This is a genomic window from Homoserinimonas sp. A520 (assembly GCF_054489245.1).
On the sequence record NZ_JBTMWX010000003.1, the window covers coordinates 204,555 to 224,708 of the forward strand.

General features: G+C 64.7%; 27 protein-coding genes. 15 read left to right on the forward strand and 12 right to left on the reverse strand.

Annotated elements, in window-relative coordinates:
• Positions 1 to 3: 3 nt before the first annotated feature.
• Positions 4 to 1,083 carry a DNA polymerase IV gene (locus tag ACX3PH_RS09640; protein WP_459091857.1) on the reverse strand — a complete coding sequence of 360 codons (1,080 nt, stop codon included), beginning with the start codon at positions 1,081 to 1,083 and terminating at the stop codon, positions 4 to 6.
• A gap of 47 nt (positions 1,084 to 1,130) precedes the next feature.
• On the opposite strand from ACX3PH_RS09640, the gene ACX3PH_RS09645 reads away from it, so the two are divergent.
• Together ACX3PH_RS09645 and ACX3PH_RS09650 are read left to right on the forward strand one after the other, a co-directional pair.
• Complete coding sequence (locus ACX3PH_RS09645) at positions 1,131 to 1,682, forward strand: hypothetical protein (RefSeq protein WP_459092398.1); 552 nt, start codon at positions 1,131 to 1,133, stop codon at positions 1,680 to 1,682.
• Positions 1,683 to 1,793: 111 nt separating this feature from the next.
• A complete protein-coding gene (locus ACX3PH_RS09650; protein ID WP_459091859.1) occupies positions 1,794 to 3,113 on the forward strand; it encodes a ferredoxin reductase domain-containing protein in 1,320 nt (439 codons plus the stop codon).
• A gap of 85 nt (positions 3,114 to 3,198) precedes the next feature.
• On the opposite strand, the gene ACX3PH_RS09655 is transcribed toward ACX3PH_RS09650, so the two are convergent.
• A complete protein-coding gene (locus tag ACX3PH_RS09655; protein WP_459091861.1) occupies positions 3,199 to 3,723 on the reverse strand; it encodes a methyltransferase family protein in 525 nt (174 codons plus the stop codon).
• A 74-nt stretch (positions 3,724 to 3,797) separates the two neighbouring features.
• The gene (locus tag ACX3PH_RS09660; RefSeq protein ID WP_459091863.1) at positions 3,798 to 4,457 is read right to left on the reverse strand and encodes a ScbR family autoregulator-binding transcription factor; all 660 of its coding nucleotides are present in this window, start codon (positions 4,455 to 4,457) and stop codon (positions 3,798 to 3,800) included.
• 305 nt (positions 4,458 to 4,762) lie between these two features.
• Between ACX3PH_RS09660 and ACX3PH_RS09665 the strand changes: the two genes are divergently transcribed.
• The 9 genes from ACX3PH_RS09665 (at position 4,763) to ACX3PH_RS09705 (ending at position 11,464) form a co-directional block, all read left to right on the forward strand.
• A complete protein-coding gene (locus ACX3PH_RS09665) occupies positions 4,763 to 5,395 on the forward strand; it encodes a hypothetical protein (protein ID WP_459091865.1) in 633 nt (210 codons plus the stop codon).
• Positions 5,396 to 5,442: 47 nt separating this feature from the next.
• Positions 5,443 to 6,528, forward strand: coding sequence for a peptidoglycan-binding protein (locus tag ACX3PH_RS09670; protein WP_459091867.1), 1,086 nt, complete (start codon positions 5,443 to 5,445; stop codon positions 6,526 to 6,528).
• Between the two features lie 5 nt (positions 6,529 to 6,533).
• A complete protein-coding gene (locus ACX3PH_RS09675; protein ID WP_459091869.1) occupies positions 6,534 to 7,178 on the forward strand; it encodes an ABC transporter ATP-binding protein in 645 nt (214 codons plus the stop codon).
• The gene (locus ACX3PH_RS09680) at positions 7,175 to 8,284 is read left to right on the forward strand and encodes an ABC transporter permease (protein ID WP_459091871.1); all 1,110 of its coding nucleotides are present in this window, start codon (positions 7,175 to 7,177) and stop codon (positions 8,282 to 8,284) included. The genes ACX3PH_RS09675 and ACX3PH_RS09680 overlap by 4 nt, the downstream gene beginning before the upstream one ends.
• Entirely contained in the window at positions 8,281 to 8,769 is a 489-nt protein-coding gene (locus ACX3PH_RS09685) for a hypothetical protein (RefSeq protein WP_459091873.1), read from the forward strand. Before ACX3PH_RS09680 ends, ACX3PH_RS09685 begins: the two co-directional genes overlap by 4 nt.
• Positions 8,766 to 9,350, forward strand: coding sequence for a hypothetical protein (locus ACX3PH_RS09690; protein ID WP_459091875.1), 585 nt, complete (start codon positions 8,766 to 8,768; stop codon positions 9,348 to 9,350). The genes ACX3PH_RS09685 and ACX3PH_RS09690 overlap by 4 nt, the downstream gene beginning before the upstream one ends.
• A 143-nt stretch (positions 9,351 to 9,493) precedes the next feature.
• Positions 9,494 to 9,895, forward strand: coding sequence for a hypothetical protein (locus ACX3PH_RS09695; RefSeq protein WP_459091877.1), 402 nt, complete (start codon positions 9,494 to 9,496; stop codon positions 9,893 to 9,895).
• A gap of 78 nt (positions 9,896 to 9,973) precedes the next feature.
• The gene (locus tag ACX3PH_RS09700; protein ID WP_459091879.1) at positions 9,974 to 10,852 is read left to right on the forward strand and encodes an LLM class flavin-dependent oxidoreductase; all 879 of its coding nucleotides are present in this window, start codon (positions 9,974 to 9,976) and stop codon (positions 10,850 to 10,852) included.
• A 42-nt stretch (positions 10,853 to 10,894) separates the two neighbouring features.
• On the forward strand, positions 10,895 to 11,464 hold the full coding sequence (locus ACX3PH_RS09705; protein WP_459091881.1) for a DapH/DapD/GlmU-related protein: 570 nt from the start codon (positions 10,895 to 10,897) through the stop codon (positions 11,462 to 11,464).
• 113 nt (positions 11,465 to 11,577) lie between these two features.
• Here ACX3PH_RS09705 and ACX3PH_RS09710 read toward each other — a convergent pair whose 3' ends face one another.
• The 5 genes from ACX3PH_RS09710 to ACX3PH_RS09730 form a co-directional block, all read right to left on the reverse strand.
• Complete coding sequence (locus ACX3PH_RS09710) at positions 11,578 to 11,925, reverse strand: hypothetical protein (RefSeq protein ID WP_459091883.1); 348 nt, start codon at positions 11,923 to 11,925, stop codon at positions 11,578 to 11,580.
• Positions 11,926 to 11,987: 62 nt separating this feature from the next.
• Complete coding sequence (locus ACX3PH_RS09715) at positions 11,988 to 12,656, reverse strand: peroxiredoxin-like family protein (protein WP_459091885.1); 669 nt, start codon at positions 12,654 to 12,656, stop codon at positions 11,988 to 11,990.
• Positions 12,657 to 12,672: 16 nt separating this feature from the next.
• Positions 12,673 to 13,287, reverse strand: coding sequence for a dihydrofolate reductase family protein (locus ACX3PH_RS09720; RefSeq protein ID WP_459091887.1), 615 nt, complete (start codon positions 13,285 to 13,287; stop codon positions 12,673 to 12,675).
• Between the two features lie 108 nt (positions 13,288 to 13,395).
• Positions 13,396 to 14,310: an oxidoreductase gene (locus ACX3PH_RS09725; protein ID WP_459091889.1), complete on the reverse strand. Its 915-nt coding sequence runs from the start codon at positions 14,308 to 14,310 to the stop codon at positions 13,396 to 13,398.
• On the reverse strand, positions 14,307 to 15,029 hold the full coding sequence (locus ACX3PH_RS09730; RefSeq protein WP_459091891.1) for a DUF4386 domain-containing protein: 723 nt from the start codon (positions 15,027 to 15,029) through the stop codon (positions 14,307 to 14,309). The genes ACX3PH_RS09725 and ACX3PH_RS09730 overlap by 4 nt, the downstream gene beginning before the upstream one ends.
• 115 nt (positions 15,030 to 15,144) lie before the next feature.
• Here ACX3PH_RS09730 and ACX3PH_RS09735 point away from each other — a divergent pair, with 115 nt between their 5' ends.
• The gene (locus ACX3PH_RS09735; RefSeq protein WP_459091893.1) at positions 15,145 to 15,342 is read left to right on the forward strand and encodes a hypothetical protein; all 198 of its coding nucleotides are present in this window, start codon (positions 15,145 to 15,147) and stop codon (positions 15,340 to 15,342) included.
• A 175-nt stretch (positions 15,343 to 15,517) separates the two neighbouring features.
• Here ACX3PH_RS09735 and ACX3PH_RS09740 read toward each other — a convergent pair whose 3' ends face one another.
• A complete protein-coding gene (locus ACX3PH_RS09740) occupies positions 15,518 to 16,606 on the reverse strand; it encodes a nitronate monooxygenase (RefSeq protein WP_459091895.1) in 1,089 nt (362 codons plus the stop codon).
• Positions 16,607 to 16,760: 154 nt separating this feature from the next.
• Here ACX3PH_RS09740 and ACX3PH_RS09745 point away from each other — a divergent pair, with 154 nt between their 5' ends.
• On the forward strand, positions 16,761 to 17,207 hold the full coding sequence (locus tag ACX3PH_RS09745; protein WP_459091897.1) for a hypothetical protein: 447 nt from the start codon (positions 16,761 to 16,763) through the stop codon (positions 17,205 to 17,207).
• A gap of 4 nt (positions 17,208 to 17,211) precedes the next feature.
• On the opposite strand, the gene ACX3PH_RS09750 is transcribed toward ACX3PH_RS09745, so the two are convergent.
• From ACX3PH_RS09750 to ACX3PH_RS09760, 3 genes are all read right to left on the reverse strand, one after another.
• Positions 17,212 to 17,667 (reverse strand): iron chaperone, encoded by a 456-nt coding sequence (locus ACX3PH_RS09750; protein WP_459091899.1) that lies wholly within the window; start codon positions 17,665 to 17,667, stop codon positions 17,212 to 17,214.
• 118 nt (positions 17,668 to 17,785) lie between these two features.
• A complete protein-coding gene (locus ACX3PH_RS09755) occupies positions 17,786 to 18,316 on the reverse strand; it encodes a DUF2269 domain-containing protein (RefSeq protein ID WP_459091901.1) in 531 nt (176 codons plus the stop codon).
• A 2-nt stretch (positions 18,317 to 18,318) separates the two neighbouring features.
• Positions 18,319 to 18,498, reverse strand: coding sequence for a hypothetical protein (locus ACX3PH_RS09760; RefSeq protein ID WP_459091903.1), 180 nt, complete (start codon positions 18,496 to 18,498; stop codon positions 18,319 to 18,321).
• 84 nt (positions 18,499 to 18,582) lie between these two features.
• Between ACX3PH_RS09760 and ACX3PH_RS09765 the strand changes: the two genes are divergently transcribed.
• Both ACX3PH_RS09765 and ACX3PH_RS09770 read left to right on the forward strand, forming a co-directional pair.
• The gene (locus ACX3PH_RS09765; protein ID WP_459091905.1) at positions 18,583 to 19,152 is read left to right on the forward strand and encodes a TetR/AcrR family transcriptional regulator; all 570 of its coding nucleotides are present in this window, start codon (positions 18,583 to 18,585) and stop codon (positions 19,150 to 19,152) included.
• An 80-nt stretch (positions 19,153 to 19,232) separates the two neighbouring features.
• The gene (locus ACX3PH_RS09770; protein ID WP_459092400.1) at positions 19,233 to 20,150 is read left to right on the forward strand and encodes a 5'-3' exonuclease; all 918 of its coding nucleotides are present in this window, start codon (positions 19,233 to 19,235) and stop codon (positions 20,148 to 20,150) included.
• Positions 20,151 to 20,154 lie beyond the last annotated feature (4 nt).

Here is a 20,154-nt window from a genome sequence, read left to right on the forward strand (position 1 = left end):
AAGTCACCAGCCGCTGCGCGTGGGAGTGTGCCCCTCCCGTGCATCCTCCGGCATCGGCATCTCCGCCCTCAGCCCCAACAGCCGGATGGGCCGGTTCGGTTCGATCCGTCCGACCAGTCCCAGAATTTCAGCCAGCACTGCCTCTCGGTCGAAAGTCTCGGCGACCCGTTTGGTGAGGACCTTGGTCACGAACGGCGCGTAACGCACCTTGAGTGTCAACCCGACCACCGGCCGGCCCTCAGCCGCGACATCCGCCAGCACCCGGTCGGCCAGCTCGCGTACCGCCTCCTCGATCTGCGCCGGTTCGGTCAGATCGCGCTGGAACGTCGTCTCCCTGCTGTGGCCGCGGGCCACCCAGGGCGTGTCATCCACGACCCGTTCGCCATCGCCGCGCCCGAGCTGGACGTACCACGGACCCATTTTCGGCCCGAACTCGGCAACCAGGCTGTCCGGTTCGGCGGCGGCGAGCTCGGCGACCGTGGTGATGCCGCACTCGGCTAGCCGACGCGAGATCTTCGTTCCGACGCCCCATAAGTCGATCGTCGGCCGGTCACCCATGACGTCCAGCCAGTTGTCCGCCGTGAGTCGAAACACCCCGCCAGGTTTGCCGAACCCCGTCGCGACCTTGGCACGGACCAGGGTGTCGCCGATTCCGACACTGCAGTGCAGCCGGGTCCGTTCCAGGACGGCCTGCTGCACCTGCCGGGCATAGCCTTCCGGATCCGCTGTGTGTACGCCGATGAACGCCTCGTCCCAGCCGAGCACTTGCACGGTCGCACCGGGCTGCGCTCGCAGAGTCGCCATGACCTGTTCGGATGCCGCGGTGTAGGCCTCGGCGTCCACCGGCAGGATCACCGCATCCGGTGCCTTGCGCGCGGCGATGCGCAGAGGCATCCCGGAACCGACACCGAACTCGCGGGCCTCATACGACGCGGTGGACACCACTGCCCGCTCAGTCGGGTCGCCTCGACCGCCGACGATCACCGGTTTGCCCGCGAGCTCTGGCCGCCGCAGCACCTCGACCGCCGCAACGAACTGGTCGAGATCGACGTGCAGCACCCAGGAGTTCCGCCCTTGGTCCACGCGACCAGTCTGACGCCCGCATCTCGCTGTGCAAAGCGTCGACCGTTATTCATGGCGCCAACTTTGTCGATGCGGTCGTCGTGGATACATCGTTCCTGTGCCTGCTCGCATTCGTCGCCAGGGTCGCATCGGTGGCCCGCCGGACGACCAGCGTCGCGGATTGGTTCGGCACTCTGGCTGTCGCCCTGGCCGCAGCATCAGCGGCCATCGCCGCGGCTGGGATCGCTCCGCTCGTGGCGCTCGCGCGCAGCGGCGCTGCCGAGGAACTGCCTGCTTCGGTTGTCGTTCTCTTCAACAACCTGCGGATCGGGCTGCACTGGCTCGACATGCTCGCCTTCGGAGTCATGTTCGTCGTGCTCGGTGCGCTGCTGCTTCAGGCGCGGATGCTCCCACGCTGGCTGGCGTGGGCGGCGATCGTTCTCGGTCTGGTCCAGTTCGCCTCCCTTGTGGGTCTCCTCTTCGAGGTCGCGGACACGGTGTCGTTGCTTCTCGGCTTGTGGGCGATAATCGCCGGAGTCCTGATCATCATCCGCCCGTCCGCGTTGATGAGCGAGGACTCGGTGCAGCGCCCGGGCCGGACCCATACGTCGGCTGGATAAGCCGAATCGTGAAACGGCGGGCCACCGTCAAGCGTCGATTTGGTTCGATGACTTGGGTCGACCAATGATGAGGAATTGCCGAAAACGCTACTGTTCGCCAGACTGTGGCTCATGAATCGAATGGACGAGACTCCGGCCGCCGACCCGCGTCCACGTGGCCGCGCCCGCGTCGTGCTTTACCTGGTTCTCATTGTTGGCGTGCTCGCCGTGAACGCGGGGGTCTTCATCTGGGGGATGGCGGCCGGATGGTGGCAGCCTCGCGCACTCAGCCTGCAGGTCATCGCGGCGATCTCCCAGCTGAACCTTCTCTTCGCGATTCTGCCGCGCCAGCACTGGATCGTGAACCTCATTTCCTGGCTGGCGACACGGGCACCCACCTCCTGGCCCCTAGGCCTGCGCTGGCGGCTCGCACAGTATTACCACGTAGGCGGACTGCACGTGGGCGGCGCCATCGCCGGTACCGTCTGGTACGTCGTGTATGTCGTACTTCTCATCCCCGCATGGGCTGACGGGGTAACAGGATACGACGACATTTCAGTGCTCCTGGCGCTCCTCATCGTGATCGTGTTACTTGCCATCTGCGCCTTGGCGGCACCAAGGTTTCGCACCCTCCACCACGACGTGTTCGAGGCGTCGCATCGTTTCGGCACCTGGGTCGTGTTCGCTCTGGCCTGGGTCAACGCCTTGATTCTCGCCCAGTTGCAGACGGCTGCCCGTACGTTTGGCGAGGCACTCGTGACATCGCCGATCTTCTGGATGCTCGTGGTGTCGACCGTGCTGGCGGTATGGCCCTGGCTGTTGCTGCGCAGAGTGGCAATCACGGTCGAGCGTCCTTCCGACCACGCGGCGATCGTACGGCTGGATTATGGTTACGTCCCGCCGGTGGGTACGACGCGGGCGATCAGCCGGCATCCGCTGTTCGGTTGGCACCCTTTCGCCTGCGTGCCGGCGACCGCGGGGGAGTCCGGATATCGGATGGTGGTATCTCGGGCCGGAGGCTGGACGTCACGGTTCATCGACCACCCGCCCACGCATGTGTGGGTCAGGGGCATCCCTACCGCCGGCGTCGCGAACGCGAAGCGGCTCTTTTCCCGGGTGTTGTATGTCGTTACCGGAAGCGGAATCGGGCCTGTTCTCGGCCACCTCCTCACCGACACGCAGGGTGCCCGGCTCGTGTGGGTCACCAAGGCGCCGCGAGAGACTTACGGCAACGGACTCCTCGCCGAGGTGACCGCGGCGCAACCCGAAGCCGTGATCTGGAACACGTCCGAGAAGGGGAAACCCGATGTGTTCGGGCTCGCCTATGACGCGTATTTCGCCTCCGGGGCGGATGCCGTCATCTGCGTCTCGAATAAGTCCGTTACCGGGCGGGTCGTGGGCGAATTCGAACGCCGCGGCGTTCCAGCATTCGGGCCGATTTGGGACTCCTGACTCGCCCCTCGACGTGACCCACCCGCGTGCACGGAGCGCGGATGCCTACCGTCACCGTGGCGTGGAGAGCGCGGTCACGTCGTGCTCACCCTCGAGTGATGTCACCGCGCCACGGAGTGAACCGTGGCCACCACCCGGGAACGTGGCGCTTGTAGTCGAGGTACTGATCGCCGTAGGTGCCGGTGAGGGTCGGCTCCTCATAGCCCTTCACGAAGGCGAAGACCGCAACGAAGGCGATCACGGCATAGAGCACGAGCCACCAACTTCCGAACAGCAGCGCCTGGCCGAGGATGATCGCGAGCACCGCGAGGTACATCGGATTGCGCACGAACCGATAGACCCCTGTCACGACGAGCGTCTTGGTAGGGGCAATCGGCGCAGGCGTTCCACTGTGCAGGGCGAACAGGGCGAAGGCGTGAAGGAGGAAGAATGCGCCGACAGCAATCGCGACCCCCGCGATCGGCACGACGACCCAGGTCGCGGCACCCCAGTCGTGAACCCGCCAGCCGGAGATGAACCATGGAATCAGGACGGCGACGACGCCGGGCGCGAGGAAGAGGAAGACGATCGTTCCGATCCACGCACGTGCGAGCGAGGCGGCCTGGGCCATGCGCGTCAGGCTAGCCCGAATCTCCGCACCGCGCGACTGGGATTTTTGGGGTCCCGTGGTTTCGAAGTCAAGAACTAAACGGAGATCTGCTCTGCTCTGTCCGGTCTCACCAGCGCTGGAAGTCGCTCCAGGCCGCCTCGCTTTTCCGGGCGCGCGATCGCGGGCAACACAATCGCCCACATCTCCTCCAGCCGCTCATTGAGGTCTGCCCAGTCCGTCGTCGCCTGCGAGACGACCTGGACTCCAGTGAATGCGGAGATGACGAAACGGGCGACAGCCGGAAAATCCGTCGACTGGTCCACGTCCCCGTCATCCGCGGCCTGCCTCAGGAACAGGTCGGCGGCGGCGATCCAGTCGGTGTAAGGCCCACTCGCGTGCTCGCCGAACAACTCAGCCGATTCCGTACTGAGCCTCAACCCCCCACGAACGATCGGGTCGGTGGTGATCTGGCGAGCGAGTTCCACTGAGAGCAGCACCATCGCCTCAAGGCCACGCACCTCGCCTTCGAGAAAGATCCGACCGGAGTTAATCGAGGTTTCGTGCTGGCGGCGGATGACTTCAAGGGCGAGAGCGTGCTTCGACTCGAAGTGGAAATACAGCGCCCCTTGAGTCACTCCGGCCTCGGAGATCACGTCGGCGAGAGTTGCGCTGGCGTAGGTGGTCCTGGAGAAAACAGCTCCAGCCGAACGGATGAGCGCCTCGCGTGTCACCTCGGCTCGAGCCTGCCTGACCATGAAACTCCCTGCCTAGTTGGCCCGCACGGATGCAGCGGAAGACCAGTTCTGCGATCTTATAACGAAAACCAACTGTCCACTATGTTTCTATTGTGCATTCCTCGAGGCTCCTATAGCGTCACCCTCAACCGGAAGGAATGAGATGGACTCGAAGAGCGCGGCGGCACGAATAGCACCAGAATCCCTCACGCTTCCGGCCACCCGATCGGTGGACATCACCTCGTCGATGAACTTGACACCACCAGACGGCGGGGAAGCAGAATCGGTGCCATCCGTTGACTAGTTCACGTCGGACTCTTCTGGGCGTGATCGGTGCGGCTGTCATCCTGACTGTTTTGATGAGCGGATGCGCGTCCTCCCCGGATGCCGAAGGCACCGAGAACAGGTTCGGCATCCCCGAGATGTCGGAGGCGGAGGCATTCCGCCTGTCGGATCTCGAAATGGAGGAGGTCCGGGCAAACCTGCGGAACACCGACCGCACCGTGGACGTGGACGCGATCAAGCGCATCCGCTTCGTGTCGCCGGAAGAGCTCCCGAAGGCGATGGCGGAGTGCATGACCAGGCTCGGGTTCGAGACGACCGTGAGTGAGGACGGTGGGTACGGCGGCTCGTACACGGAGGAACAGATGGTGCCATACACCGTTGCGAACCTGACCTGCCGGATCCAATACCCGCCGCATCCGAAATACACCCAGCCGCTCAACGACGCCCAGCTGGAATTCCTTTACGACTACTTCGTAGACACCTTGACCCCATGCCTGGAGGGCGAGGGCATCAGCGTCGACCCCGCGCCCAGCCGGGCCACCTTCGTCGAGGAGTATTACACGCATCCGTGGAGCCCCTACGATTCCCTTGGCCGTACGCCCTCGCAGGGCAAGTTGGACTGGATCGACCTGAACAAGAAGTGCCCGCAGATACCGGATGGAATCTATGGCTGAGCGCGCAATGGCACCCGTTCGCCGCCCAAGTCTGAAAGTATCTCGATATGCCACACGCTGATGCCTCAGATCTTCCTGCTCGACGCCGGTGGCTTATGTGGGTCGGGCTTGCTCTGGTCACCTTGTTGGTCGGCGCTGGTGTCGGGTGGGCTGGTGCGACGGTGTTGACCCCGGCAAAGGACGTACTGGATTCGACGGCGTTCACCTTCGTCGAGGTGGTGGACGGTGAGGTCGGCTCCAGCATCAACCTGAACACGGTGGCGGAGTGGACACCGGTTCCGGTCGGGACGAATCAGGCATCCGGCACCGTCACGACGGTGAACGTTGCTGCCGGCGATGAGGTGACTCACGGGACGGTGCTGTACACGGTGAACCTGCGGCCGGTGGTCGTCGCGCAGGGCTCGATCCCGTCGTTCCAGCCGCTGGCCCGTGGTTCCAAGGGTGCGGATGTGACGCAGGTGCAGGCGATGCTGGCCGCCCTCGGACACTTCAGGGCGACACCGGATGGAGAATTCGGTTCCGCGACCGAGCGGGCAGTGAAGTCGTGGCAGAAGAGCCTGGGTGTTCCGCAGGATGGGGTGGTGCAGCCGGGGGACCTGGTGTTCGTCCCCACGTTGCCGACCCGGCTGGCGCTGGACATCGAGGTGATCAAGCGCGGCGCCATCGTCACCGGCGGGGAGGCGGTGGTGAAGGGCCTGCCCGCGGCACCGACGTTCGTCATCCCGGTGACCGAATCGCAGACCTCGATGATGCCGAACGGCACCCGGGTGGAAATCACCAATGGTGACGCGAAGTGGGAGGCGGTAGTCGTGGACCAGGTGACGGATGAGATGGCCGGCACCACGATCATCCTCGCCGGCCAGGATGGTGCGGTCATCTGCGGTGAGGAGTGCGCAACGATTCCGGTGACCGGGCAGACGCTGCTGCAGTCGCGGATTGTCACGGTGGAGACGGTGGCCGGGTTGGTGGTGCCGTCCGCGGCACTGCTCAGCTCCGCCGACGGAAGGGTCACGGTCACCGATGCGGAGGCGGTGTCGCATCCGGTGACGGTGGTCACCAGCGCCCGGGGCATGTCGGTGATCGAGGGGGTGCCGGGCGGAACCCGCGTGCGGGTGCCCGCCTCCGGCGAGTAATACCCATGGGAACCGTACTGCTGGAAGCCCGCGGGATCACTTTCGGCTATGGGCACAGCGCCGAAATCCTCACCGGCTGGGATGCGACCTTCTCAGCCGGGGAGGTGGTGGCGATCACCGGCCCCTCCGGCCGCGGCAAGTCCACCCTGCTCTACCTGCTCGGCCTCATGCTGAAACCGGGCGCCGGTCACGTGCTGGTCGATGGGGCGGATGCTGCGGGGCTGGCGGATGCGCGCCGGGCACGTATGCGGGCCTCCCGGTTCGGGTTCGTGTTCCAGGATGCGGCGCTGGATGCCACCCGCACGGTGCTGGACAACGTGATCGAGACCGCCCTCTACCGCGGCGAGCCGCGCGAGCCGGCGAAGCGGCGCGCCCTGGAGTTGATGAGCCAGTTCGGGGTCGACCTGCGGGCAAACCACAAGCCCGGGCAGGTCTCCGGTGGGCAGGCGCAGCGGATCGCCCTGTGCCGGGCGCTACTGAACGACCCGCGCATCCTGCTCGCGGATGAGCCGACTGGGAACCTGGACCCGGACTCGGCCACCATCGTGGTCGACGCCATGCGCGCCCAGGCCCACGGCGGCGGCACCGTCGTTGTCGCCACCCACGACCCGGCCCTGGTCGCCCGCTGCGACCGGGTGATCACCCTATGAACGCGTTGCGCCGGGTGCTGGCTGTGGTGCGGGAGGCGATGGCATCCGCGCGGAGCCAGCCGGTGGCATCCGTCGTCTCCATCATCATGGTCGCTGGAATGTGTGCGACTGTGCTGCTGACCACCGGCCGCACCGTCGGCGCGGAACAGGCGGTGCTGGGCAGCATCGACTCCGCCGGCACCCGCGCCGTCGTGGTTCGCGCCGAGGCCGGCGCCGGGCTGAACACCGCCGTTCTGCAGCGCCTTGCCAACGTGGATGGCATCGAATGGGCCGGCGCGTTCGGCACCGCCCACGACGTGCAGAACGCTGCCTTCGGCGACGGCACCCGCGTGCCGGTGCGCCTGGCCTACGGTGACGACATCCGCCGGCTGACCGGCAACCTCCCCGTGCCCAACGGGTCAGCCTTGGCCTCCGCGATCGCGCTGCAGCAGCTCGGCATGCCCGATCAGGCCGGGGGAGTGCTCTCCGATACCGGCGCCGACTACGCCATCACCGGCCGCATCGACGTGCCCGACTACCTGCGCTTCCTGGAACCCCTGGTCGTCGTTCCGCAAACCGAGGCGGCGGATGCGACGCCAGCGCCGGTCAGCGTGCTGGTGGTGATTGCGGCCCGGCCCGACCTGGTCGCCCCCGTCTCCCAGGCGGTGCAATCGGTGCTCGCCGTCGATGACCCCAGCAAGGTCAAGCTGTCCACCAGCGAATCCCTCGCCCAACTGCGGGCGCTGGTGGAGGGCCAGCTCGGCAGCTTCGGCCGGAATCTGGTCGTGGTGATCTTCGCCCTGACCGCTGTGCTGGTCGCCGCCATCCTCTACGGCCTGGTCATGCTCCGCCGCAAGGACTTCGGCCGCCGCCGCGCCCTCGGAGCATCCCAAAGCCTCATTGTTGGACTTCTCCTCACCCAGATGGTGGTGCTCAGCACGGTTGGTGCCGTCGTCGGCAGCGCGGGAGCAGCGATCGGCCTCGTCGCTACCGGTGACCCGTTGCCCGGCTGGGACTTCTTCACCGCCGTCGGCATTCTCGCGATCATCACCGGACTCGCCGCCGCCCTCATCCCCGCCCTCGCCGCCGCCCGCCGCGACCCGCTCAAGGAGTTGAGAGTCCCATGACTGAACAGAACCAGCTGCCGACCTCCATTGCAGCCCGGGCGATGATCGCCGGTTGCGTCGCGGTCGTGTTGTGGGCAATAACCACCGCCGTTTTCTGGATCTCGGCACGACCGCCGCAGGATGCCCTCGGAGATATCGCAGCCGGGGTGGCCGTGGTGTTCACCGCGGCGGCAGCGGTTCGAGGGCTGAGTGGCTTGCTCCGGAGGCGCACGGAGAACCCGGCGATCGTCGTTCTGACGGATGTGGCGATTTGCGTCGCCGGGCTTGCCTTCATCGCGTTAGTAGGGTCGCTCACCGATAGTGACGGCTACGTGCTCTATTCAGTAGTTGTTGGTTCGGCCTTCCTCCTGCCTGCGGTGCTCGTGGTCTCCGTCGTCATCGAGATCGTCATACACCAGGTGTGGCTCATTCGGATCTCCATGTGCCTGGCCTCTGCCGTCGGGGTGGCTTCCCTGGCCCTTTTCGCATTGACGTTCGGCGCATGAAGCCCGTCCAGCTGGCGACAGTTGGTGCCATCTTCGTGATCGGGCTGCTGGCCGCCTGCACGAGCCCGGGAGCTGACCCGCCTGGCGGATCCGATTCACCTGATGCATCGGGCCCGCCTGCATGGGTAGAACAGGTTGGCCCCGATGGCCTGATCGACGGCAAGAGCGTCTATGACCTGATCAACGAGGCCCATACCCGCTGCATGGAAGACGCCGGCTGGCCCGAACTGGAGACTGGCGGGTGGAATGTTCCCCCAGAGCAGGAAGACCAGTGGAAGGCCGATGAAGCGGAATGCCGAGCTCAAGGGGAGGAAGCCTATCCGATCACACCACCGACCGATCGAGCCCTCCGCGAGCAGTACGGCTACGAGCTGGAGTTACGAGAGTGCCTGATCGCGCAGGGCTACGACATCAGCGAGCCTCCGTCAGAACAAACCTGGGTTGAGTGGGTGAACGGCACTACGGTCGGGCTGTGGAGCCCCTACTGGGAAGTCATCACTGAAACCCACATCAGCAGGGCCGACTTGGCTGCACTCAAACTGAAGTGCCCTGATCCAAGCGCGAGGTACTACGCACCATGACGACCAGATACCACATCACCATGAGGGCTCTGGTTGCGAAGACCCTGCTCGTGTTTCTTTGTGCGGCAACAGTCGCCGGGTGCACCTCTAGCGAGCCCGAAGAAACAGACCGCTCCCCATCAACCGGGGACTTTGGCACGCTGATGGCCGAATGCCTCAGCGAGTTCGGGTTCGAGGGAGACATCCAGGGGAATGGGATCGTCGTGGGTGTCCCGGCTGAGCAGGCCGACAAATACCATGCGGCGAACGTCGAGTGCCAGGCGCGCTACGGATTCGACAAGATGACGAAGATGACGGATGAAGAACTCGGCGAGCAATATCACTTCGAACTGCAGGTGAAAGAGTGTCTCGAAGGCCTCGGCTACGTCATCGAGTTGCCGACCAAACAGGTGTACATCGACACCTATTACTCCGCAGCGGAGGGCGAAGGCTTCCTGCTCCCGCACACCCAGATCGTGCCGCAGGTCGGGTCGCGCCAGGACACGGAGGAAGCCGATAGCACCTGCAAGCCGGCGTCGATGCTCTACGACCGGCCGATTGACTAACACGGCATGGCTCCGCCGACTGCGCCCTAGCGAGCCGCGCGGGGAGCGGCTGTCTGGGCTCTCGACTATCGTCGGACCATGGACAAACCGAGGATCCGCGTCGGCGCGGTCTTCAGCCCGTACCAGAACGCGCCGGAGGCATTCCGGGCGGCAGTGGAGGCAGCTGAGGAGGCCGGGGTGCCGGAGTTGTGGCTCTGGGAGGACTGCTTCCGCCAGTCAGCGTTCGCTACAGCATCCGCCGCCCTCGCCTGGACGGACCGGCTACGCATCGGTATCGGTATCTCTCCGATGCCCCTGCGCAACGTTGCGGTCACCGCGATGGAGATCGCGACGATTGAGCGGATGTTCCCGGGTCGCCTCTACCCGGGGATAGGGCATGGCGTGCTGCCGTGGATGGCGCAGGTGGGTGCGCGAGTCGCTTCACCGCTCACGTTGATGCGTGAATACATCCCAGCTCTCCGTTCGCTTCTGGCCGGTGACGAGGTAACGGTTTCGGGGCGGTATGTGACTTTCGATCGGGTGCGACTCGAGTATCCGCCGGAGAATGCTCCGCCGGTCTACGCCGCGGGGGAGGGGCCGAAGACTCTCGGCCTGACCGGTGAGGTCGCAGACGGCACGATTCTCGTTGCCGGGCGCACTCCGGCCGAATTCAGTGACCAGATCCGCGCAGTCAACGAGGGCCGCTCTCGCGCGACCCATGGAGACTCAGCCAAGATCATTGCGTACGTGACCGCCGCTTTTGGCGACGGTGCCGAAGCGCGGGTGCGGGCGGATCTAGGTGACAGCGGAATCGATGGCGACCGTGCGGTGTGGGGCGATGCTGACGCTGTTGCGGCGGCCGTGAAGCGGTTCGCGGCCGTGGGCATCGATGACGTGGTGCTCCTTCCCGCAGCGGGAGAACCCGATCTGGCCGAATTCTTTCGCGCGGTTGGAGAGGTCTCGCGGATCGTCGCGTGACGCCCGGCCACCACAGTGCTGCTCACTCTCTGAAAGGTCACCATGGAACTCGAAGATCTGCTGGAAGCGTTGGATGCCGGCCGTACCATCACGGGGGCCTCGCCGTTGCACCAGGTCATGCACCGAGTTAGCCAGGACGCCCTGCGCATCACCGGTGAACTCAACGGCGGATACCACGAACCTCCACGGGTGCGGGGATTACTGGCTCAGCTGACCGGAAAACCCGTCGACGAGACGGTGACGGTTTTCCCGCCGTTCTACTCAGACTTCGGTAAGAACATCACCCTCGGGAAGCGGATTTTCATCAATTCCGGATGCAAGTTCCAGGACCAGGGCGGTGTCACCATTGGCGATGACTGCCTGATCGGGCACAACGTGGTAATTGCCACACTCAACCACGACCTGGACCCGACTCGGCGCGCTGACATGCATCCGTCTCCCGTCGTCATCGGCCGCAACGTCTGGATCGGGGCGAACGTGACAGTTCTGTCCGGCGTGACGATTGGCGACAACGCGGTCGTGGCGGCTGCATCCGTGGTGACGAAGGACGTACCGGAAAACACGATCGTTGTCGGCTCGCCGGCACGGGTGCTGCGCTCACTGGCCGATTGAACCGGCGCTCGGTCCATCCTCTATGGATCGGACGAACGCGAACTTCAGGAGCAAAATGGACGCGTCGTGTTCTGGGTCACCATCCGAGTTATCTGGTGAGTAGCACGGGATGATCAGGTGGTGGTGAAGATCTCGATGGCGTTCGGGACGAGGAGCGCTAGCCCTACTGCAACAGTCACGAAGGCCCAGTATCGGACGGGCAGGAAGAACAACGTCGAGCGTGGAAGATTCTTGCTCGGGTCGTCGAGTACCGGTTCGATGAAGCGCACCGCGACTACCCAACTTGCGATCCCGGCAATACCGAATCCGATAACGAGAGCGATCAGATTCCAGACGCCTTGAATAGCGTCTATGTGCATTGCGGACCGGATTCCTGCGCCGATAGCGAGCCACAACACGAAGCCGAACACAGGAAACAGGATGGCTATCCATCCCCATCGGCGCCAGATCAGAAGGAACATGTTGAAAGCTTCTCACACCTGATCAGTCTTCAGGGGAATTCTGGGTTAGGCCTCCTTTAGCCCTAAACGCCACCGAAGCGGATGGCCGCGGTGAGCACGCGGGGATCGGGCCAGTCTTCGCAGTACTGGTATCGATAGGCGAGTTGCACGATGCCACCGCGGTCGATCACGAACTCCCCGGGAAGTTGCCACGGACTATCCACGGCCGCACGGTCAGTGCCGTGCCGGGAAGCGGCAAGCGACTCACCGGCAACCGCTTCGCAACGAAGAAACTCGTCTGGCGCATCGAAAAGCACCTGGGCGGCCGTGCCCTCAAGCAGGTCGAATGCTTGGTACACAGTTCGATCCGGGTCGCACAACACGCGGCACGGGATACCGGTGTGCTCTCGGTATTGCGCTGAGCGGGCGGGTTCGCCCTGCCCGATCACCACGACTGAAGCCCCGGCGTCGGTGTATTGCGAGTACTCGGCCTTGAGTCGGGCGGCACGGTCATTCCCGCAACTGCAGCCGAAGTGACGCCAGAACAGGATCAAAGCAGGGGAGTCAGCCCACAAGGACGACAGTCGCACCATTTCGCCAGTGTGATCCGGTAGTTCCAGATCCGGTGTTGCGTCGCCGACCTGCAGTGGCACACGGTCCCATCGCATCCGTTGTGGACCGCGGTGCCAGGCGTCGAGCCATTCCTGCTCGGCCGCTTGCTGTTCTTCGACGATGCCCATTATGGTTCTCACGGCCTTCTGGTTGTAGTTAGGTGGCCGTCGACATGTCGCCGACACCGGGCGTGCCGTCGGCGAGCGCGTAGCGCTGCATCACCGCGCCGTGCGGGGATGCGACGACTGGCTCGATGAGTCTGAGGTTCGTCGGGACCACCCCGTCGGCGAAAACCTTCTTTCCTTCTCCGAGGAGAATCGGGTACACCCAGAGCGTGAGCCGATCGAAGAGCCGCTCCGCGAACAGGGTCTGCACGAAGTCGAGGCTGCCGATGACGTGGGTGTCGGCGTGCCGGTCGCGCAGTTCTTGGACGGCGGATGCGACATCAGGACCGAGCAGACTGGAGCCGGCCCACTCGAGGGTCGGCGTGTGGCGCGAAGCCACGTATTTCGGGAGACGGTTGAACAGCTGGGCGATGTGCCCGCTCGCGTGCGGCCAATACGCGGCGAAGATGTCGTAGGTTCGGCGCCCGAGCAGCAGCGCGTCCATCCCCGCCATCTCGGAGTCCACCTGCTCGCCGACCACCTTATCGATGAGAGGCGCTTGCCAGCCACCAAACGCGAAACCGCTGTCAGTGTCCTCGTCGGGTGCGCCCGGCGCCTGAGCGACGCCATCGAGCGTCGTGAACAGGTCGATGTGGATGAGTCCCATGGCGTGCTCCACTTCGGTCGCCCATCGTCAATCCGGCGACAGGATCACGTCAAGCCTGCCACTCCGCCCCTTGCCGAACAACCGGATCGCGTGGACCAGCCCCGGCGGCTACACGTCTTCGAGAGCCGCCGGGAAGCTGACGCCAGTGAGCTCCTCCGATGCGATCCACAGACGCCGGGCAGCCGCTACGTCGCTCGCCGCGTTCGAGCGACCGACGAGGATGGGGGAGCCGACCAACTCGCGGCGCTTCCGTGGTCCGGCATAGCTTCCGCCGGGGATGTCGGCGGTGGCCGCGAAGAGCGTGGGGGCTGCGCCAGCCGTTGCGTTCTGCGCGAAGAACGGCACGATGGCCTCCGCCAGGAAGGTCATGATGGCGCTGCCGGAGTGGGATCCCAGGTTCGTTGCTGCCATCCCCGGATGCGCCGCCATGGCGAGAACCGCCGAGCCGGATTCCTTCAGACGCCGCTGCAGTTCGAGCGTGAACAACAGATTGGCGAGCTTGGACTGTGCGTACCCGCCTGAGCCGTTGCCGTACTTGCGGCTCTCCCAATTGAGGTCGTCGAAGTCGATGGTGCCGGAGCGATGCGCTCCGCTCGCCACCGTCACGATTCGCCCGCTGATGAAGGGCAGCAGGAGGTTGGTGAGGGCGAAGTGGCCGAGGTGGTTTATCCCGAACTGGAGCTCGAAGCCGTCTGCGGTCCGGCCTAGCGGAGGGATCATCACGCCGGCGTTGTTGATGAGTACGTGGATGCCGCCGCGCCAGTCGGCGGCAAAATGCTGCACCGACGCGAGGTCGGAGAGGTCGAGCGGCCGAACCTCGGTGGAGCCATCGATGCCTGCCGCGGCCGTGCGTCCTTTGGGCTCGTCACGCACCGCGAGCACCACATGGGCGCCGTGTGCCGCGAATCCGCGGGCAGCTTCCAGGCCGATGCCGCTGTTCGCGCCGGTCACCACCACGGTCTTGCCGGAGAGGTCCGGAATTTGGTCCGTTGTCCAGTCGGTGGTCGGGGTCACGGTCTTCATGGTTGTCCTGGCTGTAGGAGGAGCGCGATGCCGGTGGCGATCAACCACAGCGACCACGCGATGTAGACGATGGGGGTAGCGGATGCTGCGACACGCCAGCCCTTCGGCTCGAAGGGTCCGACGAACTCCAGCGAGCACAACGCCAATGCGCCACCGATGACGATGCCGACGATGCCGAGCCAGCCCGGCACATTGGAACTCTGGAGGATTCCGACACCGACGAGGATGCTCCAGCCCCCGGTGAGCAGGAAGCCGAGGTGCTCACCGACCGCGACACCGAGGTAGCGGTTGAAGGCCTGGAAAGTGATGTCGATGGCGTCCTTGCGGGCCGGTGAAACGGCATCCGCTGACTCACGCGCCAGGTAGGGCACCAGGAAAGGCCAGCGGATCAGACCAAGGAACTGGACGACGCTCGCGATGACTCCAGTGATCGCTCCGGCCAGGGTGAGCCACTGGTGCACTCCCTCAAGCGATGCTGCCACGAGGATGGCCAACGGGGTGAGTAGCACCGCCGTCATGGCGAAACCCCACCAAAGCAGGACGAGGCGCGACCCGCCTTGCCTGAACTTCTCCAGAATCTCGGCGGTTGGGCGGCGAAGAATGTCGGGATAATCGAAGGTGGCGGCCAGGGCTGCGAACGCTGCGTTGAAGGCCACCGGAATCGCGATGAGCAGGATGCCCGCGGTCGCGGTCAGGGCAGGGTCAATATTCTCTGTCATGCGATCCCGCCTCGTTCGTGATGTGCATCGTACGCCCCGACACCGGTGATCGTCCCGAAACCTGTAGCCTCGTTCGCAGAAGCGATCAGAATGACAAGCGGAGACGGTGGCTCAGATGGCTAGGAACGGTCAGGCACGCATCGTGCGGGACGGGCAATGGGGCTTCATCTTCCTGTTGGCCTACGTCGGAGCAGCCATCTACTTCATCACCGAGTCGAACGGCACGTTCTGGGGCGTGATCCTGGGGCTGCTCCAGGCGATCGTGTGGCCCGTCTACGTGGTCTTCCACGTATTGCGGCTGATCGGCGCCTAACGGCTCACGGGGCAGCGCCTTTCTTGCTAGCGTCGCTAACCGTGCTGCCTGAGAACTGGATCGAACACCGCCGCGAGGACCGCGAATTGGTGGGCTGGATCGTACCGGAGGCCGACGGTTTCAGTCCCGTTTCCGGCTCCGGAGGAGCTGCGCCCCGCTCGTTGACAAAGGCGTTCTACACCCAAGAAGCCAGGTGGGTGAGAATCTGCCCTGTAGCGCCGGTGGTGGCCGCGCGGTATCCCGTCCCCGCCCAGAGGTGAAGCGACTGCGGATCTCCGGCGGCTGCGGCAGCGCGTCGAATGGCCTTGGTCAGGTGATGTACCGCGGGATAGCCGGATGGCGCGGACGCATCGTGGCGGTCGGTGAAGTCGTTGCTGAGCGCGCGAGCGGGCCGACCGGTGAACGCGCGCGTGATGACGGTCCGCGAAAAGCTGGGGTCCGCCAGCGCGTTCTGGTGCGTTTCGGATGCCCCGCTCTCTGCAGACCGGAGCAGCGCAGTTCCTACGGTGGCAGCATCCGCCCCTGCCGCTAAGGCGCTGGTGACATCTTCCGGAGTGGAGATCCCGCCGGCGGCGATGAGGGGGAGCGAAGTCACCGAGCGGATGCCCTGCAGCAGTTCCCCGATGGGAACCACTGGCGGCGTGACACGCGGTGTGAGCGTCGCGGAATGCCCGCCTGCAGCTGAGGCTTGCACGATGAGGGCGTCGGCTCCGGCTTCAATGGCGGCGCTCGCCTCATCCGCCGACGTCACCGTCAGCAGGATCACGCTTCCCGCCGTTTTCAGCGCGCGCATCGCGGCGGCGTCGGGGATGCCGAACGTGAAGCTCACGACCGGCACCGGATCGCCGATGAGCGCATCCAGTTTCTGCTGCCAGGCGTCGTCATCTTCGATCGGTTCGGTGAGCTCGATCGAGATCCCGAATCGTTCCGCCTCCCGCTGCATGCTGCGGCGGTATTCGGCATACTCGGTCGGGTCGACGGCGATCGGGTTCGGCGCAAAGAGGTTCACCCCGAAACGTGGGGTCGTCTCCCGTACTGTACGGATCTCATCCGCAACGGCATCCGCCGACTTGTAGCCGGCGGCAACGAAGCCGAAGCTGCCCGCAGCTGATGCGGCGATCGCCATCGCGGGCGTCGTCGGACCACCGGCCATCGGAGCGGCAAGCACCGAGAGCGTGATGCCGAGGTCATCGAGTAGCAAACCCACCAGCGTCACTCCTCCGTCATTGGCGGTCTGAGCCGCTTCGGCGCCGAGCAGTCGCATACTGTTCGCCAGCCACAACTCTCTCGACCTTCGCATCTTACCGACCGGTGTGGACTGTCCCGCTGCGTCACAAAACACCTGCCTGTCGAGTCTTAACGTGTAGACCCGGCTGCGAGCTGCCGCCGGGAAAATCGAGACGGAGCGGAGGCGCACTATGCCGACCACATCGACAGGGAAGGCGCGGACAGAGCGGGCGGACGCCGCGTCACTGTGGGCTGCCGGCCTCAAATGGCTGACGCGGCCCATCCATCACCGGGCGGTACATGACTTCCGCATTGCGGCTGAACGGCGCGACGGGGCTCGGTTGGAGGCGCTCCTGGATCCCGGCGTTGCGGTGGTCGTCGACTCCGGAGATACGGAACACCAAACAATCAGGGTGGTACACGGAACCTTTGACGCGATCCCGTTACTGGTGCACGGGATGGGCGCCCAGCCTGGCCTCGAGATTGCAGAGGGCGCAATCAACGGTCAGGCAGGCCTGACGCTCAGCCGTGGCGGAGAAGTCACGGCGGCCATCAACCTGGACTTCACCGGGCGACGGATCAGCATGGTGTGGATTCAGTTGCAGCCCGAGCTGGTGCGCCGCTGGAACACGGTGTGACCCGCTAGCTGACCGCTTTCTTCACCAGCTCGCCGAGCTTCTTCTCATCGGCGGACGTCAGCTTCGTGATGGCGTAGGAGGTCGGCCACATGCTTCCCTCATCGAGGTTTGCTGCCTCCTCGAAGCCGAAAGTGGCGTGCCTGGTTTGGAACTTCGATGCAGCCTTGAAGAAGCAGATGAGCTTGCCGTCCTTGGCGTAGGCGGGCATCCCGTACCAGAGCTTCGCCTTGAGCTCCGGCGCACTGGCCTTGACGATGGCATGAATTCGCTCGCCCATCACGCGGTCCGCTTCCGGCATCTCGGCGATCTTCGCGAGCAGGTCCTTTTCTGCGTCCGCGTCCTTCCCGCGGGCCGCCTCTGTCTTCAGCTCCTTGGCACGCTCCTTCATGGCGGCCTTTTCATCATCCGAGAATTGTGGTGCCTTGCTCTTAGCCTTGGTCGACTTCACCTTGTCGTTCATCGGGGGTTTCCTTTCTCATCAATGGGGTCGACATTAGTAGCCCGACACGTTGACGGCTTCTTGAAAACTGATCGATGTGCGAGCCGGTTTCGCCGGAATGGAGGAATGGGCGCCCGTTTCAGGGGTCCCTCTGCGCGAGCTTCGCGCGCCGCTCACGCTGTTTACGTTGCCCGTACGGTGTCATGCCCCGTGGTTTGAATACCGAGAGAGCTACGACGAGGAGAAGTACGAGGATGCCGCCGCCGGCATCCGCTATCAATTGAATTCGGAGCCCGTCCAGAGCGCTGTCGAATGGGGCGCCTTCCGCAGCAACCTTCGCCAGATGGCCGATCGGCCCGGTGTGCAGCAGCAGCAACGCGGTGGCGACAACAGTCAACAGCAGCTTCGCGAGCACCCAATAGTGCCGGAACAGCCCCCACCGCGTTCCCAGCGACTGGACGATGCCGGTGGCGAGTGAAGCGAGGCTCAGCGGCACGATGACCCACCAGGTGACAAGGTCCGTTGCGAGGTAGGCGGCCAGCGCAGTTTTCTCGTCCGGGCTGGTGAGCCCGACAATGGCCAGGGCGAGGAATCCCGCGACGGCACCAAGCCAGCCGACGGAGACGGCGACGTGCGCAGTAAGGGCGAGCCGGCGGATCCCGAGCGACATCATCATAGGTGCCCGACGAAGCCGCCGCCCGCAAAGTGGAGCGCGGCGAACGCCACGATGAGCACGAGCACGATGATCCCGGACACAATCACCCAGCGAGGGGTGCCCGTTGCCGACTCATTATCCCTTCCGGTGCCGGAATCGCGGTCGGATCCCGGTGAGGTTTCGTGTGAACCTGCCATGACCATCTCCCATCGTTTATCAATACAGTATGTCATCGTAGTGCGCAATGTGTTGATAGGAGCGGCATCATGTAACCTGATGGCATGCCGAAGCTGTGGAGCGAATCGATCGAAGCGCACCGTCAGGCTGTTCGAGACGCCGCATTGGACGCGACTGACAGCCTCGTGGCACGCAGGGGGCTCGCGGCAGTGACCATGTCGCAGGTGGCGGAAGACGCTGGTATCGGCCGGGCGACGCTGTACAAATACTTCGCAGATGTCGATGCGGTCATAGCGGCTTGGCATGAGCGCCTGATCGCCGGCCACCTTCGCCAGCTGCACGAGATAAGAGACTCGGCGGGCGATGCTATCGGGCGGCTGGAGGCCGTGCTTATGGCGTATGCGTTCATGTCACATCACCGCCACGGCATGGAAGCAGCCTCCCTCTTGCATCAGGGCGAACACGTGAATCGGGCGCTGCAGCAACTCTCCGATTTCGTGCGGGATCTTCTGGCTGGCGGCGCAACGTCTGGCGCGATTCGTAAGGATGTGGCACCCGAGGAGTTGGCGATCTACTGCCTTCACGCGCTTTCGGCCGCGAGTGGGTTGACGTCGCATGAGGCTGTCCGCCGACTCGTCGCGGTGACCCTGGACGGCTTGCGCGGCAACGAATGATCGGAGTCTCCCGCTAATCAGCGCCGGTCTGAGGGTCGATGTGGCAGGATGCCGCCGTGAACGATAAACGTGAGTGCCGGATGCTCCTGGACACCGCCGCACTGTATTTCCGGGCGTTCTACGCGCTGCCAGACACGGTGCAGGCGCCGAATGGGATGCCGGTGAACGCGGTCCGCGGGCTGCTCGACATCATTGCCAGGCTGACCTCCGAGTTCAAGCCGACCGAGATCGTGGCCTGTTGGGATGACGACTGGCGACCGCAGTGGCGGGTGGATCTGATCCCCACCTACAAGGCTCACCGGGTCGCGGTGGAGCCGACGGATGCTTCCGCCTCCATCGAGGTGGTCCCCGACTCGCTGACACCCCAGGTTCCGATCATCCGTGATGTGCTGGGCGCGCTCGGGATGCCGGTGGTCGGTGCACCGAATCATGAGGCGGACGACGTGATCGGCACGCTGGCATCGCACTCGCCGATGCCCATAGACGTGGTGACCGGCGATCGTGACCTGTTTCAGCTGGTCGACGATTCCCGCGAGGTGCGGGTGATCTATACCGGTCGCGGCATGTCGAAGCTGGAGATTCTGACGGATGCCACGCTGCAGGCCAAATACGGAGTCGCACCATCGCAGTATGCAGACTTCGCGGCCATGCGTGGGGACGCTTCTGACGGGCTGCCGGGTGTCGCCGGCGTGGGAGAGAAGACGGCGGTCACGCTGCTGTCGGCCTACGGTGACCTCGACGGAATCATCGCGGCTGCCGCGGACCCCGCATCTGCAATGGCGGCGCCCATGCGCGCGAAAATCGGTGCCGCCGCCGACTACCTGGTGGTAGCCCCGACGGTCGTGAGGGTTGTGCGTGACCTCGAGTTGCCCGAGTTTGACGCTCGCATTCGCCCGAGCACGTCCGAGCAGACGGTCGAGCTGGAGCGGCTATCCGACGAGTGGGGTCTCGGCTCGTCCCTGAAGAGGGCGCGGGCGGCTCTCGGCTCGCTGGCCTAGTTTT

Coding starts and splice junctions, on each gene's coding strand:
- ACX3PH_RS09650 (WP_459091859.1), top strand. CDS start 1,794: ATGAATCGAATGGACGAGACTCCGGCCGCCGACCCGCGTCCACGTGGC.
- ACX3PH_RS09655 (WP_459091861.1), bottom strand. CDS start 3,723: ATGGCCCAGGCCGCCTCGCTCGCACGTGCGTGGATCGGAACGATCGTC.
- ACX3PH_RS09660 (WP_459091863.1), bottom strand. CDS start 4,457: ATGGTCAGGCAGGCTCGAGCCGAGGTGACACGCGAGGCGCTCATCCGT.
- ACX3PH_RS09670 (WP_459091867.1), top strand. CDS start 5,443: ATGCCACACGCTGATGCCTCAGATCTTCCTGCTCGACGCCGGTGGCTT.
- ACX3PH_RS09675 (WP_459091869.1), top strand. CDS start 6,534: ATGGGAACCGTACTGCTGGAAGCCCGCGGGATCACTTTCGGCTATGGG.
- ACX3PH_RS09680 (WP_459091871.1), top strand. CDS start 7,175: ATGAACGCGTTGCGCCGGGTGCTGGCTGTGGTGCGGGAGGCGATGGCA.
- ACX3PH_RS09685 (WP_459091873.1), top strand. CDS start 8,281: ATGACTGAACAGAACCAGCTGCCGACCTCCATTGCAGCCCGGGCGATG.
- ACX3PH_RS09690 (WP_459091875.1), top strand. CDS start 8,766: ATGAAGCCCGTCCAGCTGGCGACAGTTGGTGCCATCTTCGTGATCGGG.
- ACX3PH_RS09695 (WP_459091877.1), top strand. CDS start 9,494: ATGGCCGAATGCCTCAGCGAGTTCGGGTTCGAGGGAGACATCCAGGGG.
- ACX3PH_RS09700 (WP_459091879.1), top strand. CDS start 9,974: ATGGACAAACCGAGGATCCGCGTCGGCGCGGTCTTCAGCCCGTACCAG.
- ACX3PH_RS09705 (WP_459091881.1), top strand. CDS start 10,895: ATGGAACTCGAAGATCTGCTGGAAGCGTTGGATGCCGGCCGTACCATC.
- ACX3PH_RS09710 (WP_459091883.1), bottom strand. CDS start 11,925: ATGTTCCTTCTGATCTGGCGCCGATGGGGATGGATAGCCATCCTGTTT.
- ACX3PH_RS09720 (WP_459091887.1), bottom strand. CDS start 13,287: ATGGGACTCATCCACATCGACCTGTTCACGACGCTCGATGGCGTCGCT.
- ACX3PH_RS09725 (WP_459091889.1), bottom strand. CDS start 14,310: ATGAAGACCGTGACCCCGACCACCGACTGGACAACGGACCAAATTCCG.
- ACX3PH_RS09730 (WP_459091891.1), bottom strand. CDS start 15,029: ATGACAGAGAATATTGACCCTGCCCTGACCGCGACCGCGGGCATCCTG.
- ACX3PH_RS09735 (WP_459091893.1), top strand. CDS start 15,145: ATGGCTAGGAACGGTCAGGCACGCATCGTGCGGGACGGGCAATGGGGC.
- ACX3PH_RS09740 (WP_459091895.1), bottom strand. CDS start 16,606: ATGCGACTGCTCGGCGCCGAAGCGGCTCAGACCGCCAATGACGGAGGA.
- ACX3PH_RS09745 (WP_459091897.1), top strand. CDS start 16,761: ATGCCGACCACATCGACAGGGAAGGCGCGGACAGAGCGGGCGGACGCC.
- ACX3PH_RS09750 (WP_459091899.1), bottom strand. CDS start 17,667: ATGAACGACAAGGTGAAGTCGACCAAGGCTAAGAGCAAGGCACCACAA.
- ACX3PH_RS09755 (WP_459091901.1), bottom strand. CDS start 18,316: ATGTCGCTCGGGATCCGCCGGCTCGCCCTTACTGCGCACGTCGCCGTC.
- ACX3PH_RS09760 (WP_459091903.1), bottom strand. CDS start 18,498: ATGGCAGGTTCACACGAAACCTCACCGGGATCCGACCGCGATTCCGGC.
- ACX3PH_RS09765 (WP_459091905.1), top strand. CDS start 18,583: ATGCCGAAGCTGTGGAGCGAATCGATCGAAGCGCACCGTCAGGCTGTT.
- ACX3PH_RS09770 (WP_459092400.1), top strand. CDS start 19,233: ATGCTCCTGGACACCGCCGCACTGTATTTCCGGGCGTTCTACGCGCTG.